This window comes from Ruegeria sp. H6 (assembly GCF_056532975.1).
The window spans coordinates 291,148-307,132 of record NZ_JBQFOA010000003.1 but is presented as its reverse complement, the minus strand read 5'-3'; the positions used below and the strand labels follow the sequence as shown (position 1 = coordinate 307,132).

At 56.6% G+C, this 15,985-nt stretch carries 13 protein-coding genes; 4 read left to right on the top strand and 9 right to left on the bottom strand.

Annotated features, from left to right (window positions below; genetic code table 11):
- Window positions 1-87: 87 nt before the first annotated feature.
- From ACR0AG_RS09255 to ACR0AG_RS09220, 8 genes are all read right to left on the bottom strand, one after another.
- The gene (locus ACR0AG_RS09255) at window positions 88-1,704 is read right to left on the bottom strand and encodes a bifunctional aspartate transaminase/aspartate 4-decarboxylase (RefSeq protein WP_480838043.1); all 1,617 of its coding nucleotides are present in this window, start codon (window positions 1,702-1,704) and stop codon (window positions 88-90) included.
- A 17-nt stretch (window positions 1,705-1,721) separates the two neighbouring features.
- On the bottom strand, window positions 1,722-3,407 hold the full coding sequence (gene aspT / locus ACR0AG_RS09250; RefSeq protein ID WP_480838041.1) for an aspartate-alanine antiporter: 1,686 nt from the start codon (window positions 3,405-3,407) through the stop codon (window positions 1,722-1,724).
- 220 nt (window positions 3,408-3,627) lie between these two features.
- Entirely contained in the window at window positions 3,628-4,449 is an 822-nt protein-coding gene (locus ACR0AG_RS09245) for an ATP-binding cassette domain-containing protein (RefSeq protein ID WP_480838039.1), read from the bottom strand.
- The gene (locus ACR0AG_RS09240; protein WP_480838037.1) at window positions 4,446-5,444 is read right to left on the bottom strand and encodes an ABC transporter ATP-binding protein; all 999 of its coding nucleotides are present in this window, start codon (window positions 5,442-5,444) and stop codon (window positions 4,446-4,448) included. The genes ACR0AG_RS09245 and ACR0AG_RS09240 overlap by 4 nt, the downstream gene beginning before the upstream one ends.
- Entirely contained in the window at window positions 5,441-6,568 is a 1,128-nt protein-coding gene (locus tag ACR0AG_RS09235; RefSeq protein ID WP_480838035.1) for an ABC transporter permease, read from the bottom strand. The genes ACR0AG_RS09240 and ACR0AG_RS09235 overlap by 4 nt, the downstream gene beginning before the upstream one ends.
- Window positions 6,569-6,572: 4 nt before the next feature.
- Window positions 6,573-7,577, bottom strand: coding sequence for an ABC transporter permease (locus ACR0AG_RS09230; RefSeq protein WP_480838033.1), 1,005 nt, complete (start codon window positions 7,575-7,577; stop codon window positions 6,573-6,575).
- Window positions 7,578-7,644: 67 nt separating this feature from the next.
- The gene (locus ACR0AG_RS09225; protein WP_480838031.1) at window positions 7,645-9,684 is read right to left on the bottom strand and encodes an ABC transporter substrate-binding protein; all 2,040 of its coding nucleotides are present in this window, start codon (window positions 9,682-9,684) and stop codon (window positions 7,645-7,647) included.
- A 30-nt stretch (window positions 9,685-9,714) separates the two neighbouring features.
- Complete coding sequence (locus tag ACR0AG_RS09220; protein ID WP_480838029.1) at window positions 9,715-9,903, bottom strand: hypothetical protein; 189 nt, start codon at window positions 9,901-9,903, stop codon at window positions 9,715-9,717.
- 442 nt (window positions 9,904-10,345) lie between these two features.
- Between ACR0AG_RS09220 and ACR0AG_RS09215 the strand changes: the two genes are divergently transcribed.
- Genes ACR0AG_RS09215 through ACR0AG_RS09200 form a run of 4 tightly spaced genes read left to right on the top strand, consistent with a single transcriptional unit; the run spans window position 10,346 to window position 14,262 of the window.
- Window positions 10,346-11,470, top strand: a complete 1,125-nt coding sequence (locus tag ACR0AG_RS09215) for an MlaE family lipid ABC transporter permease subunit (protein WP_480838027.1) — start codon at window positions 10,346-10,348, stop codon at window positions 11,468-11,470.
- 1 nt (window position 11,471) lies between these two features.
- Complete coding sequence (locus ACR0AG_RS09210; RefSeq protein ID WP_480838025.1) at window positions 11,472-12,287, top strand: ABC transporter ATP-binding protein; 816 nt, start codon at window positions 11,472-11,474, stop codon at window positions 12,285-12,287.
- Window positions 12,288-12,292: 5 nt separating this feature from the next.
- Window positions 12,293-13,609 carry an MlaD family protein gene (locus ACR0AG_RS09205; protein ID WP_480838023.1) on the top strand — a complete coding sequence of 439 codons (1,317 nt, stop codon included), beginning with the start codon at window positions 12,293-12,295 and terminating at the stop codon, window positions 13,607-13,609.
- Window positions 13,606-14,262: an ABC-type transport auxiliary lipoprotein family protein gene (locus tag ACR0AG_RS09200; protein ID WP_480838021.1), complete on the top strand. Its 657-nt coding sequence runs from the start codon at window positions 13,606-13,608 to the stop codon at window positions 14,260-14,262. Before ACR0AG_RS09205 ends, ACR0AG_RS09200 begins: the two co-directional genes overlap by 4 nt.
- A gap of 26 nt (window positions 14,263-14,288) precedes the next feature.
- Here the strand turns inward: ACR0AG_RS09200 and ACR0AG_RS09195 are convergent, their stop codons facing one another.
- Entirely contained in the window at window positions 14,289-15,869 is a 1,581-nt protein-coding gene (locus tag ACR0AG_RS09195; protein ID WP_480838019.1) for an FMN-binding glutamate synthase family protein, read from the bottom strand.
- Between the last annotated feature and the right edge of the window lie 116 nt (window positions 15,870-15,985).

Genomic DNA, 15,985 nt, shown 5'->3' with positions numbered 1-15,985 from the left:
TTGATGCGCTGCTCGGTGATCTCCAATGCCGTCCTCCCCTGCGCTTATGGGTAACACCAGTTCCAGCACAGGGGTAGAGGGATTGAACTAACCGTTCAGCGGCAAATTGTTCGCAGCCCGATAGGCTTGTACATAGCCGCGCGCAACGGATTTGACGGCGGTCCCGATCTGGGCATAAGCCTCATCCGGGAGGTTGGCAAACGACACCCGGGCCGACCAGTCGGGCGCATCAAACCCGCTGCCATTCAGCAGGACGATGCCGTAATCTTCGGCGAGTTTGAAGGCGATATCCAGCGGGTGAACAGTTTGCTTGATCCAGGCGACGACGTCCTCGCCCACGTATTTCCGCAACCAGAATTCAAAGTCGATGATCCCGTAATAGGCATCATAATTTTCGCCTGGGTTGACCTCGATCCCCATGGCTTCGGTCAGAAGGTTGAAACGGCGATGCACCAGTTCGATACACGCGGTCTGATACGCCTTTTTGGTGTCAACTAACTCGCTGAGGGAAAACAGGGACATCATGACCTGCTGAGGCAGCGACAGCCCGGCGGTGTGGTTCAGCGCGACATCGCGGCTGTCGGCGACGATCCTGTCGATGAACCGAATTTCGCGCGGATGCAGGCTGAGCGTGCCATAACGCTTATCCAGTGTTTGCTGAATGTTCTCTGGGTGATCAGCGAGTTTCAGATCGAAAATGTTGTCCTGCGCAACGGCAATCACACCAAGGCGCCATCCGGTGCATCCAAAATATTTCGAATAGGAATAGACACCGATCGTATTGCGGGGCAACGACCCCATAACCGATGTGAAATCATGCACAAATGTGCCGTAGACATCATCCGTCAGAACAATCAGATCAGGCCTGTCGTTTTTAACAAGATCCGCCAGCTTCTTCAACGAAGCCGCGTTCAGGGCAACCGAAGACGGATTGCCGGGATTGACCAGAAAGAAGGCTTTGACCTTTGGGTCCTTCAATTTTTCCACCGCCGCGTCGGTCAGCTGAAATCCATCCGCTTCGGTGGTTTCGACGTGAACAGACTCCAGACTGTAATCCTCAAGTTCGGGCATTTCGAGGTACGGCGTGAAAATGGGGGTACACAGCGCAATGGTGTCGCCGAGGTTCAGCAACCTGTTGGCCTTGAGGGATTTGAAGATATAACACATGGCCGCCGTGCCGCCTTCGACCGCGAACAGGTCGAACTGCATTTCTGGGCGATGGCCGGCACACATGGACCACATGAGGTACTCATGCGCGATGGTCGCGTTGTGTTTCAGGATGCGATCCGGAACCGGATAGTTGTCGCCGATGATTGAGTCCGTCAGCTCGTGCACAAAGGCGTCTGGCTCAAATTCAAAGGCCTGGATGGCATGGTCAACAAGTTGCAGCAATGTCTCGGCACCCGGCATTTCAGTATTTGCCGCGCCCCAACTTTGCAGCCTTTCGTGGCAACCCTTTGCCGCTGGCATTCCACCCAACCCCGCGGGGTGGTTCATGACCCGTTTGGATTCGGTTATTGCAAACTGCCCCAGCGCAAAGAAGGCCTCACGCGGGCGGGTGGCGACCCAATTCGGATTTCCGCGCCCGGCATTCAGGAATGCGCTGTTGGATTTATGCGCCTCGGCAGAGGCCAACCTGATCAACTCATCCTTGATCTGAAAGGGGCTGAGCGCCTCAAAATCATGCAGCTTCAGACTATCCATGAATCAAACCTTTCCAATCAACTGAGGATCAAGACAACGACCATTCCAAAGATGGTCAGCAATGTGTTTCCGATGGCATAAGGCATGCCGTATCCAAGGGCGGGGATGCGGCTTTGGGCTGCCTCTTGAATCATACCCAACGCTGCGGTTGTTGTCCGCGCGCCGGCACAGGCGCCGAACAGGATCGCCGGATGGAACTTGAACACGTAGTGCCCGACATAGACCGAGAATATCATTGGCAGAGAGGTCGCAACGATCCCCCACAACAGCAGGGCGATGCCCGCCTGTTTAAGTCCGGCGATAAAATCCGGCCCGGCTGTTATACCGATGACGGCAATAAAGACATTCAGGCCCAATGTGTTCATTAGCCACAGCGAGGGGCCCGGAATTCTGCCAAAGGTCGGGTGCACAGTGCGCAGCCAGCCCAGAACCAGGCCCGACAGCAACGCGCCGCCCGTGGTCGACAGGCTGATCGGGAACCCACCCATCATGATTGCAAGCGTACCGATGATCCCGCCGATGAAGATACCCCAGCCGACAAATGCCAAATCGGTCGTATCCACGGGGCGGTCGGCGTAACCGATTTCGGCAATCGCGGCTTCGACATGGCGTTTGCTGCCCTGCAGGGTCAGGATGTCGCCACGGTGCACGGCCGTGCCCGGCAACAGGGGCAGTTCCAGCATGTTCCGCGTCAGTTTCGACAGATAAACACCGCGCGCGATCGGCATTTCCCCAAGTTCTTCCAGCGTTTTGCCATGCACCTCTTTGCTGGTGATCAGTACATCCAGCTTTTCTGACGGAATGGTCAGCAAATCTGGCGCGTCGGCTTCTTTCAGCTTGTTTTCGAGCAGGCCCACCAAATCGGCGCGGCGGCCCGAGAACATGACGATATCTCCGGCCTCCAGCACCGTGTTGTCATCAACCTCGATGATCTGATCACCGCGTTTCAAACGCTCGGCATAGATGCGGACGCCTGGCAACAGATCCTTGACCGGCTGCCCCAACAAGTCGCTGCCTTCCGGTATCTGAAAAGCCCGCGCCTCGATGGCGCGGTAGGCCGAGACGATCCCGCTTCCGGTCTCCAAACTTGTACCGCCGCCCAGCTTGGCCTCGTATTCCTTGCATGCGGCCACAAGATCTACACCGATCAGCCGGGGACCAATCTTGGCCAGGATGATGGCAGAGCCGATGGTGCCGTAGATATAGGTCACCGCATAAGCGACCGGTATCTGGTTTGAATAGGTCTGCGCTTGTTCGGCAGACAGGCCCAATTGGTTGATCTGGTCAGTAGCGACGCCAATCGCAGCTGAAATGGTTTGCGAACCGGCATAAAGCCCAGCGGCATATCCAAGGTCGAGCCCTGCGATCATCGCCGCAACCACCGGTACAACCAGACACAAGATCAGAACGCTGAGAGCAAAGATCACCTCACGCGCGCCATCAACTTTGAGGCCCCTCATGAATTGAGGACCCACGCCGTACCCTACGGCGAAGATGAACATGATGAAGAAGGTCGACTTTACCGCCGAGTCGATGTCGATATGCGCTTGCCCGATCACGACCGCTGCCAACAAGGTGGCCGTCACGGTCCCAAGGCTGAAGCCCATGAATTTCCAGGGGCCGACAAGAAAGCCGATACCAATGGACAGAAATACCGCCAGTTCCGGGTAGGTGCGTAAGATGTTTACCAACCAGTCGACCACAATCCACCTCGCAAATTCAAACGTTGCTGACTTCAGGTGTCTTGACGGGCAGACCGGTCGTGATTATTCAGACCAGAAAGATCTGCCCACAGACTTCGTTACCTGTTCGGCCACGGCGGACGGGAACAGGGTTCAATGAAGGCACGATACCGCAAGCCCCGCGTTTGTCTAGAAAAATCGGAATATCAGCATGTTAGGTGCTGACAAAACGGCCAGATTTTCAACTGACTTTGCGATGATCCGGATCAAGCGATGGAATGGCGTTCAGCAAGCGTTTCGTATAGTCTTCCTTCGGTGCGGCAAACAGCTCTCGCGTCGGCGCGCTTTCGACGATTTTCCCGTGATACATGACCACAACGAAATCGCAGGTATGGGCAACCACCGAAAGATCGTGGCTGATAAACATGAAGGTCAGCCCCATATCGGATTGCAGCGATTTCAGTAGATTCAGAATGTCGGCCTGAATGGACACGTCCAGCGCCGCCACACATTCATCCGCCACGACGAAACGGGGCTCGCTGGCCAAGGCTCTGGCGATTGAAATCCGCTGACGCTGACCGCCCGAAAATGCGTGCGGATAGCGACGAAGATGTTCGAGGTTCAGCCGGCATTTGGCCGCGATTTCGCGCACACGCTCATCCGTTTCCTGCCGGGATTTGGTCAGGCCCATCACTTCCAACGGTTCGGCGATGATGTCCCGGACGGTCATCCGGGGGCTCAGGGCCGCATAAGGATCCTGAAAGATCAGCTGCGCGCGCTTGCGATAGACCTTCAGGTCCGCCGGAGACATTCTGGTCAGATCGAACGATTGCTCACCATCGTCATAGGTCGCGTTGCCGCTGGAGATATTGACAGCATTCAACAGGGCCCGGCCAAGTGTCGTCTTGCCCGACCCGGACTCTCCGACCACGCCAACAAAAGCACCTTTGGGAATCTCGATCGAGACATTGTCGACCGCCTTCAGGGACCGTTTGTTGAACAGCCCGCCACCCAAAGCGAACTCGACCGTGAGGTTTTCGGTTTTGATAAGAGGTTGCGTCATGGCTGGCCTGAGATGTCTTCTGGGAAAATGGCCGCGAAATGTCCGGGGCTGACTTCGGTAAGGGGCGGTCGCTCGGTTTCATAGCGTGACCCGGGGGGCAGTTCCGGGTTGCGCGGATGGAACACACAACCCGATGGACGTTCCAGCGGCGAAGGGATATCGCCCGGAATGGGCGTCAGTGGCGCGTCCAGATCATCCAGCTTGGGCAAGGCGTTCAAAAGACCCCGCGTATAGGCATGGGCGGGGTGACGTATCACCTCGCGAACCGGGCCGCTCTCCATGATACGCCCCAGATACATGACCGCCACACGATCTGCGGTTTGCGCCACAACGCTCAGGTCATGGGTAATGAAAATGATGCCCATGCCGAATTCGGCCACCAAATCCTTCATCAGGTCCAAAACCTGCGCCTGAATGGTCACATCCAAAGCGGTGGTAGGCTCATCCGCGATCAACAGCTTTGGTTTGGTCGATAGGGCCATTGCGATCATGGCGCGCTGGCGCATCCCGCCCGACAACTCGAACGCGTATTGGCCAAATCGCGTAGCGGGCTCAAGGATACCGACCCGATCCAGCATCTCGATGGACAGTTCTTTGGCCTGCTTCTTGTTCATGCTGGTATGAATCAGCAATTGTTCGACCATCTGGCTGCCGATGGTCATAGCTGGTGCGAAACTGGCCATTGGTTCCTGAAAGATCATGCTTATGGCACCGCCACGCACGACCTCCATGTCACGCGGGCGTTTGAGCGAAAGCACATCGACCGGACCCGATTCCAGGTGCAGAGTGATCTTGGATTCAGGTCCATAAACGGTGTTTCGCGCGTTCAGCTTCATCAGCGATTTGGCCGTCACCGACTTGCCCGAGCCGCTTTCGCCGACCAGACCCATTACCTCACCCGGAGCCAGCGAAAAGGACACATCGTCCACCGCCGTGATCAGCCCTTCGTCCGTCTTGAATTGGACGGTCAGGTTCTCAACATCGATCAGGCTCATTTCCTGGACTCCGAATAGGGATCCGCTGCATCGCGCAAACCGTCGCCCACGAACACAAACGCCATGACAAGCGCAATGAAGAAAAAGACCGGAATGAAATACCAGTGATAGTTCAGCAGCACATCCGCGTTGGTCACATTTTGCAGCATAACGCCTAGGCTGTTGACCGGGTCCTTAAGACCCAGACCAATAAAGCTGAGCGCCGTTTCACTGAGCACCACATAGGGAAACGAGATCACGAGATCGACGATGATATAGCTGGTGAAGCTGGGCAGCAGGTGTTTGCGAATGATGTGGCTGGGCGACGCACCGCAAAGCCTTGCCGCCAGGACGTATTCCTGATTGCGTTCGGTCAGCAGATGGGTGCGCACGCGTCGGGCCAGCGTTGGCCACCCGACAAGCCCCAATATTGCAGTGATCACGAAGAACCGCGTTTCCGCTGACCATTCTGGCGGGATGAACGCAGCAATCGCCATGAACAGCGGGATCGAAGGGATCGTTCGCACCGCATCCGTGATCATCTGGATCACGCTGTCGATCATGCCGCCGTAATAGCCGGCAACCCCTCCGATCACGAGGGCCAGGACAAACGAGATCAGAACCCCCAGCGTGCCTACCTGCAACGATGTCCAGACCGCATGCAGGGTACGGCTGAAGATGTCCTTGCCCTGCGCGTCTGTTCCAAACAGGTGAATGTAACCAGTATCTGTCCCAAACAGGTGGATAGTGCCGGGAATGAAGCCGAACAGTTTGTATTTGTCGCCCTTCACAAAGAACTCGACATAGCGCCGTTCGTCTTCGTTGACCTTCTCGACCCAGCGGAAGTTTGTGGCCAGCGAACGCTCACGCGTGACACCGTGCAGGAAGGGCCGCAACGAACAGCCGTTCTTGTCACAGAACTGCGGGATTTGGGGCGCGCCGTTCAGATAATCCTTATCCCGCCCCGCCGCAGTGGGGTCATAAGGCGAAAGGAACGGAGCAAAGAGGCCCGAGAGGACCAGTATGATCAGCACCCAGGCTGCAATCATGGCAGATCGCTGCCGCTTGAAACGCGCCCAGATCAGCTGTCTTTGCGAGGCGGTAAAATAGGCTTCTTTGGCCTTTTGGTCGGTTACTGCCGTCATCGGATCACCTCAGAATGCTCTTGCGGACCCGCGGGTCGAGCACCGCCAGCAGAATATCCGTCATGAAGTTCAGCGCCACGATGGACGCGGTCAGCAAAAAGATGATGGCGCCCGCAAGCTGCTGGTCATTCGACCGCGCCAGCGAGTCCAGCAAAAGCGACCCGGCCTCGGTCAATGTCAGGATCAGGGCCACAATGGGCAGTTCGTTGAAAATGCGGTTCAGGTCAAAGCCCAGCGAATTGACAATCGGTCCAAGCGCGTGCCGGGCCGGATAACGCCACAACAGGCGACGACCGTAAATCCCACGGGCCGAGGCCGCAGTGACGTAGAGCTTGCCAATCTCATCAGACATCAACGCGCGAACGGTTTGCAAAGCAAACGCCGTCGCGGACCATCCCAGGATAAAGACCGGCAGCCAGGCATGTTTGATAAGGTCGACAAACTTGCCCCACGACCACGGGGCGTCTTTGTATTCGGGTGAAAACAGACCGGTCAGCGTTTCACCGAAATAGACCGTTGAAATCAGCATGATGATCAGGGCCAGCAAGAAATTGGGCATTGCCAGACCCAAATAGCTGACGATCCGCAAGGAGTTGTTCAGGAACGCATTGTTCGAAGCAGCCGAGATGATCCCGACCGGGATCGCGATCGCATAGGCCAGTGTCAGCGAACCCAGGCAGATCCACAGCGAAATCCAGAATTTGTCACCCAAAAGCTGTGCGATATCGACGCGCAGAATACAGCTGTCACCGAAATCTCCGTGAAACGCGCCAACCAGCCAAGTAGACCAGCGGGTCAGGAACGGTTGATCCAGACCGAGGCGGATACGTTCGTTTTGAATATCGACAAGCGTGATTGCCTGCCCTTGCGTGTTCTTATACGCCAGATAGCGCTCGGCACAGTCGCCGGGCACGAGCTCCATCAATGAAAACACGATTAAGGACACGATCACCAGCGTGACCAGCGCCATGACTGCTCGGGTCGCGGCAAATCGGGCGAATTGTAACATGCTTATCCCTTGCGCAAGTCGTAAAGGCGGGCGCGAACGCCCGCCTTCATGTTAGATCGTATACCGCTTATTCGCTCAGCGACCACTGATAGGCGCGATAGGGATAGGTGCGGTAGAATTCATAGGACGCGGTTGTGAACTCCGGCACGTTGCTCAGCTTGTTGCTGAAGTAGATCGGTGCAGGTGCAGAGATGACCCCGATGAATGTCAGATTACCGGTCATGGCCTCGACCATGCGCGCGCCAATCTCAGCCTGTTCCGGCGAACCGGGGATCGAGGATTGGAACGCGATGATGTCGTCCATCAGATCCTTTGCGTATTGCGGAGGTTCAACACCGGCGGCACCGTCCGACGCGACCCATTCAGCCCAACCCATTGCCGGGCGCAGACCAAAATAGTCCGAATACGGTGGCACCCAAAGCTGGTTGTCTCCCAGGTTGGTGCCCAGCGGTGAGCCAACGGTCCAGATCAGAACATCCAACGTGTTGGCCGACTGGGCCGAGCGAAACTCATCAGGCGTCACTTCCTTGATCTGGGTGTTTACGCCGATGTCTTTCCAGTTCTGCGCAATCAATTCAACAAGCGCCGAGGACACTTCCTGAGACGAGAACTGCCAATCCAGAACAAACGGGTCACCATTGGGCAAATCCCGATTGCCGTCACCGTCCGCGTCAACAAGCCCGATCTCGTCCAGCAAGGCACCGGCGCGATCCGGATCGAAGGACGATTCAAAGTTCACCCATTTCTGATCGACAAACTCTGGCACAGGCGAGAAGCCAACATATTGCTGAGGCGTCCCGAGGCCGAAATAGATCGTCTCGTTGATCTCATCGCGGTTGATCGCGTTCGACATTGCCGTACGGTAGCGCATGTCGGTGAAGATATCGCGGATCGCCTCGTCTTCATGCGTCAGGTTGAAAGCAACCGCCGGCATCGCGATCGTCGGTTTCACGTCGATGCGGTAGCCGCCATTCTCCTGACCCTCCAACAGGACTGGCGCAGATGGCAGACCGACAGACTGCGCCTTATAGGTGACTTCCCCGTTCAGAAGTTTCAGGACGCGGACTTCTTCGTCGCTGATGTAAACCTCGTCCTGCTCGTTGATGTAAGGCAGCTGGTTACCAGCGGTATCGACCGCAAAGAAATAGGGGTTCGCGACCAGATGGCGGCCTTCGGCGGTTTCGTTGACGATGATATGGCTTTCCAGCGTCGGCACGGTGTGCTTGGGCAAACTGTCCAGCTTGTCACCCGCCGTCAGCATCGGAGATGGCGTATCTGTCCAGTCCGAGTTGCCGTAATACGCCTTGATGGCGTCATAGCCGTTTTCGTAACCCAAGGCCTGCGCATTTGCGTCTGCATCGGCGTTGATCTCGGGGTGGAACTGACCCAGGAAGTGTTTGGGCTGATAGGGCTGAATGTACTGCGTCGCGAAGGTTTCGATCAGACCGGCTTTGGGCGCCTTGAGGTTGAACTGGACCGTTGTGTCATCAAGGGCCACAACTTCCATCGGCTCGCCGCCCGCCAGCGCGTAGTCCTTGGCTTCGGGGATGACATTGGTGTCCATCATCAGGTTGTCGTACCAGAATACGACATCTGCCGACGTAAACGGCGCACCATCCGACCATTTGTGACCCTCGCGCAGCTTTACGGTCAGCTGGGTGAAATCGTCATTCCACTCAAAGGATTTTGCAACGTGGGGCACAACGGTTTGCAGATCGTCGGTATAACGAACCAAACCTGTGTGACGGGTCGACAGGAAATCTGACGTTCCGGATTCAGTCGCGTTGGACAGAGCGTTGAACTGACCCCCATACTGACCGATTGTGTCATACGGGACCACCACCAGAGGTTCAGCCGGAAGGCGATCTGCAACCGCTGGCAGGTCGCCATTGCCCTTGATCCGCGCGTTCAGGTCCGCAATGGCCGGATTTTCCGAAAACGCCATCTCGCAGCCTGCGGCTGACTGGAACTCGGCCAGATCATATTGCTGAGGATGAGCGCCGGCAGCGACGCCTTTGTCATCCGCGATAGTGACAGCCGGACACGCTGCGAAGGCAGCGCCGGGCAGCACGATTGCTGCAACACCTGAAAGAAGTAGTCTTTTCATGTTAGGTCCCTCTTGAGGTTGAGACATTGGCTATTCAGTCCGAAACGGCGCCTGATGATCCGTCGCGGTGAATCGGTTGAAACTCTGCCTGTTTGAACTGCGGTGAGTGAAGCGGGCCAAAGCGGCGCGCCCTTGTTGCGGGCGTACCGCCCGCATAGAAATAGCTCCGGCTGACCTGGTGAGGTCGCAGTAACCGGTGATGACTTTTTCTTCTGTCATGATGTCCGCAAACACAGATCTTTCTTCAAGGCTTCAAAAGACCATAAAGTTGTGACAGTTTTTTAATGTTTTTGTCGATAATTTTTTTTTACGGTCAAAAACCCAACTTTTCAGTCACTTTCCCTCAAAATCCTTACCCTGTTGCCGTCTGAACCGGTCAATGCCCCATCAGACCGTCAAAGAACGGCAGATGTTTTTTAATCTTTACGTTCGATCTTTCGCGAATTTCGGACAAAACGCAGGCCAAAAACCGCGCCGGACCGAATCTGTCGGGGCCGTTTGACAGACGGATCAGGTTGAGGGTTTTGGACCGAAACCCAAAAAGTGCATCTGCCTCACCTCTCAACCACCGGCCAAACTGGAGGCACACGCACAGGTGCGAAAATTCGCAACTCAGCATAAACCCATTGCAGCCGCGTGGTTTTTCACATCACATATGGCCATGACCCAGCCTACCGTCACCCTCGACAACACGACCGACGGCGCGTTCATTCGGATATCGGGCGACCTGCGGACACAGGCGCTGGATACGGTCGAACGCGCCTTTGCGACGGTGAAACCAGAAGGCCGGGCGGTGGTGCTGGATCTGTCAAAGCTCGACTCGCTGGATACCGGCGGGGCCTGGCTGGTCGCCACTTTGGAACGCCGTCTGAAAGAAGGCGGCGCCTCGGTACGACTCGACGGGCTGCAACCGGCGCATGCATCGTTGATCGAAACGGTGTCTGAAAGCATCCCCGACAAGTTCGGGGAACAGGCCCCACCGACTGGCTTTGTCAATTGGGTCGAACGCGTGGGCGAACGCACGGCAGGCGCCTGGAAAGACACTCTGTCGATCCTGGGGTTCCTAGGCCTGACGCTACACCGGCTTGGGCGCACTTTGATCATGCCCTGGCGACTGAGAAAGGCCGCCCTGTTCTCTCAGATGGAGCAGACGGGGTTCAAAGCCCTACCCATCGTCGGTCTGATGGGGTTCCTGATCGGCGTTGTTCTGGCGTTCCAAGGCGCCACGCAGCTAAAGCAGTTCGGGGCAGAAATTTTTGTGGTCGAACTGATCTCGATTTCAATCCTGCGCGAACTTGGCATTCTGTTGACGGCCATTATTGTTGCTGGTCGTTCCGGTTCGGCCTTCACTGCTTCGATCGGCTCGATGAAGGTTCAGGAAGAGATTGACGCCATGCGCACCCTGGGCCTGGACCCGATCGAGGTTCTGGTTGTGCCGCGTGTGCTGGCTTTGCTGATCATGCTGCCGATCCTTGGCTTTGTTGCGGACATGGCCGGTTTAATCGGCGGCGCATTGATGAGCTGGATTGACCTTGGCGTCAGCCCCGGCATGTTCCTGACGCGGCTGAAGGAAAACACCGGTGTCTGGCAACTGGCCATCGGCATGATCAAAGCGCCCTTCTTTGCGCTGGTCATCGGCGTCATAGCCTGCTGGCAAGCGATGCAGGTTCGCGGATCGGCGGAAAGCGTCGGACAACGCACCACCGCATCGGTCGTGCAATCGATCTTTATGGTCATTGCCATCGACGCGCTGTTTTCGATCTTTTTCTCGGAACTGGGGGTCTGACATGGACGGCACGACCCTGCAGCAGGACAATAAGATCGATGCGCAGAGAGAAGCCGTCATTCGCGTGCGCAACCTGACCAACCGTTTTGGCGAACAGGTCGTGCATGACAACCTGAACCTTGATGTCTGGCGCGGCGAGGTGCTGGGCGTTGTGGGTGGATCGGGCACCGGCAAGTCCGTGCTGCTGCGGACTATCGTTGGGCTGAACACGCCCGCCTCTGGCAGTATCGAAGTGCTGGGTGTCGACGTGTTGAACGGCCCGGAAGAGGAACGCAAGAAGATTGAAAAAAGCTGGGGCGTCGCCTTTCAGGACGGGGCGCTGTTTTCGTCTCTGACCGTCTTGCAGAACGTGATGGCCCCTTTGCGTGAACACACCGGCATGAGCGAAAACCTGATGGCCGCATTGGGTGGCCTCAAGATCAGTCTGGTCGGTCTGCCTCAGCTCAGCTGCAGCAAGTTTCCCTCAGAGCTGTCGGGGGGTATGCGCAAACGCGCGGCATTGGCGCGGGCGCTGTCTCTGGACCCGGAAATCGTGTTTCTGGACGAGCCAACCGCCGGATTGGATCCTATCGGAGCTGCGGCCTATGACGATCTGATCGGCGAGCTGCAACAGGCGCTGGGACTGACCGTTTTCATGGTCACCCATGATCTGGACAGTCTTTACGCCATTTGCGACCGCATCGCCGTACTTGCAGAAAAACGCGTGTTGGTTGAAGGTCCTATAGAAGATATGACCAAGGTTGATCACCCTTGGGTGCAGGAATATTTCACCGGCCCCCGGGCCCGCGCGGCGCAACAGAAGGGGCAGGACAGGTAGAGGCGATGGAGACCCGAGCGAACTATATCCTGATCGGCGCATTCACCCTTGCAGGTATTCTGGGTGCGTTCGGCTTTTTCCTGTGGCTCGCCAAGTTTGAAGTGACCCGGCAATATGCCTATTACGACGTGCTTTTTGACAACGTTTCGGGCCTGTCTGCAGCAGGGGGCGTGAACTATAACGGCCTGCCGGTCGGTCAGGTGATCTCACTTAATCTGGACGACGACGATCCGTCGAAAGTGCGCGTCCGACTTGAAGTTGACGCGGACATTCCGGTGACAAAGGAAACCATCGCGCAGCTGCAATCTCTGGGCGTCACCGGCGTCGCCTATGTCGAGCTGTCGGGCGGGTCGCCAAAGGCGGAACGCCTGCCCCAGGACAGTGTGATCCCAAGCAAGCGCAGCTCGATCCAATCCCTTCTGGAGGGGGCGCCTGAGGTTCTGGAAAAGGCGGTGACGTTGCTGGAAAACTTGAATTCCATCGTCGATGAGAAGAACCGCAAGGAAGTGACCGATATCCTGACAAATCTGGCGCAGGCATCCGGGAAACTGGACAAAACACTGTCTGATTTCGAATCCCTGTCCAGCGATCTGGGAAGTGCGGCCAGCGAGATTGGTGCCTTTACCAAACGACTGGACACTCTGGCAAACACGGCCGAGACCACTCTGACGACCGGGACCGATACGCTAAATAGTATCAAGGCAACCTCGGAAACCGCCAAGTCGACACTAGAAACCGCCAATACTGCAATCAAAAACGCGGATCGTGTGATCGCGCAGGACATCAAGCCCTTTGTTGAACAAGGCACGGTTCTGGCCAAACGCCTGACAGAATTGTCCGATGAAGGCAGCGTGACCCTGGGGGTCATCAGCGAAACGGTTCTGAACGCGAACACGACGCTCAGCTCTGTCACCTCGGCCATGGATACCGCCAAAGGTGCTTTGACATCGGCAGAACGCGCCTTTGATTCAGCCAATCGCGTGATAGACGAAGATATCGCCCCCGTGGCGGCAGATGTCAGCAACGCCGCAAATGAAGTCGCGAAAACTGTGTCGAACGTCACCGAAAAGATCGACAAGATTTCGGACGACGTGCTGAGCGCATCCCAATCGGCCTCGGATTTGCTGGGCACGATTGACGGGATCGTTCAGGACAATCGGCGGCAGGTGTCGGATTTCCTGCGCATTGGTCTGCCGCAATTCATCCGGTTTGTCGAAGAATCGCAACGCCTTGTGATCAGCCTCGACAGGCTGGTAGACCGGGTCGAGCGCGATCCTGCGCGCTTTCTGCTCGGCACCCAAGCTTCGGAGTTTCGTCAATGATCCGGCCATTTCTTGTGATTGTGGCACTGGCCCTTCTGACCGGATGCACCGGCCTGGACACTCTGCGCCAAGCGTCTAAGCCAAACGATCTGTATTTGCTGACACCCAAAAGCACATTCTCATCCAGCCTGCCCCGGGTGCAAAAACAGATCGTGGTCCAGGAACCGACCGCAACCGCAGCGGTCAACACCGACCAGATCGCCGTGCAACCGACGCCTTTGCAAGTACAGTACCTGCCGCGCGCCCGCTGGGCGGATCGTGCGCCGGTCATCGTGCAATCGCTGCTGATCGAAAGCTTTGAAAACTCGGGCAAAGTGGCGGCGGTGGGCCGATCCACGGTCGGTTTGCGCGCGGATTATGTTATCGCACCGGATTTGCGTGAGTTTCAGGGCCACGTAATCGCCGAAACCGAAAATTCGAAAACCGTTCAGATCAAGGTGCGCATCAACATCAAGATCCTGGATGAATACGACGACAAAATCATAGCATCGGCCTCATTCGAAGAAAATGTCGTTGCTGCCAGCGATGCGACGCCGGATCTGGTGGTTGCCTATGACGAGGCTTTGGGCGACACGATGCGCGACGCGGTCGAGTGGAGCATTCGCAAAATCCACAACCACGTTGTGGCCAACCCCCGCAACCAGGCACGCTGACCGTATAAAACGGTACCGGAACGCCGCTAGAAACTTGCAGCGGACGCGGCTTTCCAATCGTCGGCAAAATGCAGCGGGATATCATCCTTGAGCAGGGCGTCATCGTCCAGAAACTCATACAACTCAGCATAAGTCTTTTCGCCTTCATCCGCCATTCTGCGTCGGATATCGCCCGGCCTTAGGTCGGACACCTTGGCCTTGCCCATTGCGCCCAAAAGCTCGCGAAAACTTTCAAGCGTCACGTCGTGGAACCGGTGCACGCGCTGGCGTTTCTGCGGCACGTTCACCGCCCTGCCCCGGACAGGGTCCTGCGTTGCCACGCCCGATGGGCAGCGGTTCGTGTTGCAGTGCAGGGCCTGGATACAGCCAACCGCAAACATCATCGCACGGGCGGCGTTACACATGTCTGCCCCAAGCGCGAATTTTTCCACCATGTCGAACCCGGTCGCCACCTTGCCCGAACAAATGACCCGGATCTTGTCGCGTAGCCCGACCCCGCGCAGGCAATTGTTTACAAAGATCAGGCCTTCATTGACCGGCATCCCCAGCCGGTTGGTAAATTCGACGGGCGCGGCACCAGTGCCGCCTTCTGCCCCGTCCACGGTGATGAAATCGGGCAGGATACCCGTTTCCAACATGGCTTTGCAGATCGCCATGAATTCGGATCTTTTGCCGATACACAGCTTGAACCCGATAGGCTTGCCACCCGACAACTCACGCAGGTGCTGTACAAACTCCATCAAGCCGGTTGGCCCGTCGAATGCGGAATGGATAGGGGGCGAAATGACATCCTGATGTACGGGTACACCACGGATTTCAGCGATTTCTTCATCCACTTTCGCGGCAGGCAGAACGCCCCCGTGAGAAGGCTTGGCCCCCTGCGACAGCTTGATTTCAATCGCCTTCACCACCTCGAGTTTCGATTTTTCTGCAAACTTGTCCTGATCGAAGCCCCCATCGGCTGTCCGGCACCCAAAATAACCTGTGCCGATTTGCCAGATGATATCCCCACCTTCGGCCAAATGGTGCGGAGAAAGCCCCCCTTCGCCGGTGTTATGCGCAAACCCGCCATCCATGGCCCCGCCGTTCAGGGCCCGAATGGCATTGGCGCTGAGCGCGCCGAAGCTCATGGCCGATACGTTCAGACGCGACGCATTGTAAGGCTTTGAGCATTGCGGTCCGCCCAGAACCACCCTTTCTTCGCTTTCATCCACATGTTTCGGCGACAAAGAATGATCGGCGCGATGATAGCCAACGGTCAGAATATCATACTGCGTACCAAACGCCTGCGTATCCACCTGCCCCTTGGCGCGGGAATACACTAGCGAGCGGACGATCCGGTTAAACGGGCGACCACTTTCGTTGGTCTCAACAAAATACTGACGGATTTCGGGACTGACAAATTCCAGCATGTACCGGAAATGCCCCAAAACCGGATAGTTGTTCAGAACGTTATGCCGGGTCGTCAACAGATCATAGGCGCCAACAAGCACGTAGGGAATGACCAGCACCAGCAACCAATGAATTGGCGACCAGAAGAACCCCAGAATAAGGACCAAAGGCAAAACCAGAAAAGCAATGGCAAAATACACTCTGCGAACGATCATCTTGGCTCTCCCTGGGTTTCCCTGAGCATTGCGCGACCCAAGCCCGCTGGTCAGGGCGCGCGCCGTTTGAATAGGACGTTGGAGGGAGTGACCATTGATTGCAAGCATTTGGCAGA

Excerpts from the sequence above, each read along its gene's own strand:
- ACR0AG_RS09255 (WP_480838043.1), bottom strand. The coding sequence starts at position 1,704 with ATGGATAGTCTGAAGCTGCATGATTTTGAGGCGCTCAGCCCCTTTCAG.
- ACR0AG_RS09245 (WP_480838039.1), bottom strand. The coding sequence starts at position 4,449 with ATGACGCAACCTCTTATCAAAACCGAAAACCTCACGGTCGAGTTCGCT.
- ACR0AG_RS09240 (WP_480838037.1), bottom strand. The coding sequence starts at position 5,444 with ATGAGCCTGATCGATGTTGAGAACCTGACCGTCCAATTCAAGACGGAC.
- ACR0AG_RS09235 (WP_480838035.1), bottom strand. The coding sequence starts at position 6,568 with ATGACGGCAGTAACCGACCAAAAGGCCAAAGAAGCCTATTTTACCGCC.
- ACR0AG_RS09230 (WP_480838033.1), bottom strand. The coding sequence starts at position 7,577 with ATGTTACAATTCGCCCGATTTGCCGCGACCCGAGCAGTCATGGCGCTG.
- ACR0AG_RS09225 (WP_480838031.1), bottom strand. The coding sequence starts at position 9,684 with ATGAAAAGACTACTTCTTTCAGGTGTTGCAGCAATCGTGCTGCCCGGC.
- ACR0AG_RS09220 (WP_480838029.1), bottom strand. The coding sequence starts at position 9,903 with ATGACAGAAGAAAAAGTCATCACCGGTTACTGCGACCTCACCAGGTCA.
- ACR0AG_RS09215 (WP_480838027.1), top strand. The coding sequence starts at position 10,346 with ATGACCCAGCCTACCGTCACCCTCGACAACACGACCGACGGCGCGTTC.
- ACR0AG_RS09210 (WP_480838025.1), top strand. The coding sequence starts at position 11,472 with ATGGACGGCACGACCCTGCAGCAGGACAATAAGATCGATGCGCAGAGA.
- ACR0AG_RS09205 (WP_480838023.1), top strand. The coding sequence starts at position 12,293 with ATGGAGACCCGAGCGAACTATATCCTGATCGGCGCATTCACCCTTGCA.
- ACR0AG_RS09200 (WP_480838021.1), top strand. The coding sequence starts at position 13,606 with ATGATCCGGCCATTTCTTGTGATTGTGGCACTGGCCCTTCTGACCGGA.
- ACR0AG_RS09195 (WP_480838019.1), bottom strand. The coding sequence starts at position 15,869 with ATGATCGTTCGCAGAGTGTATTTTGCCATTGCTTTTCTGGTTTTGCCT.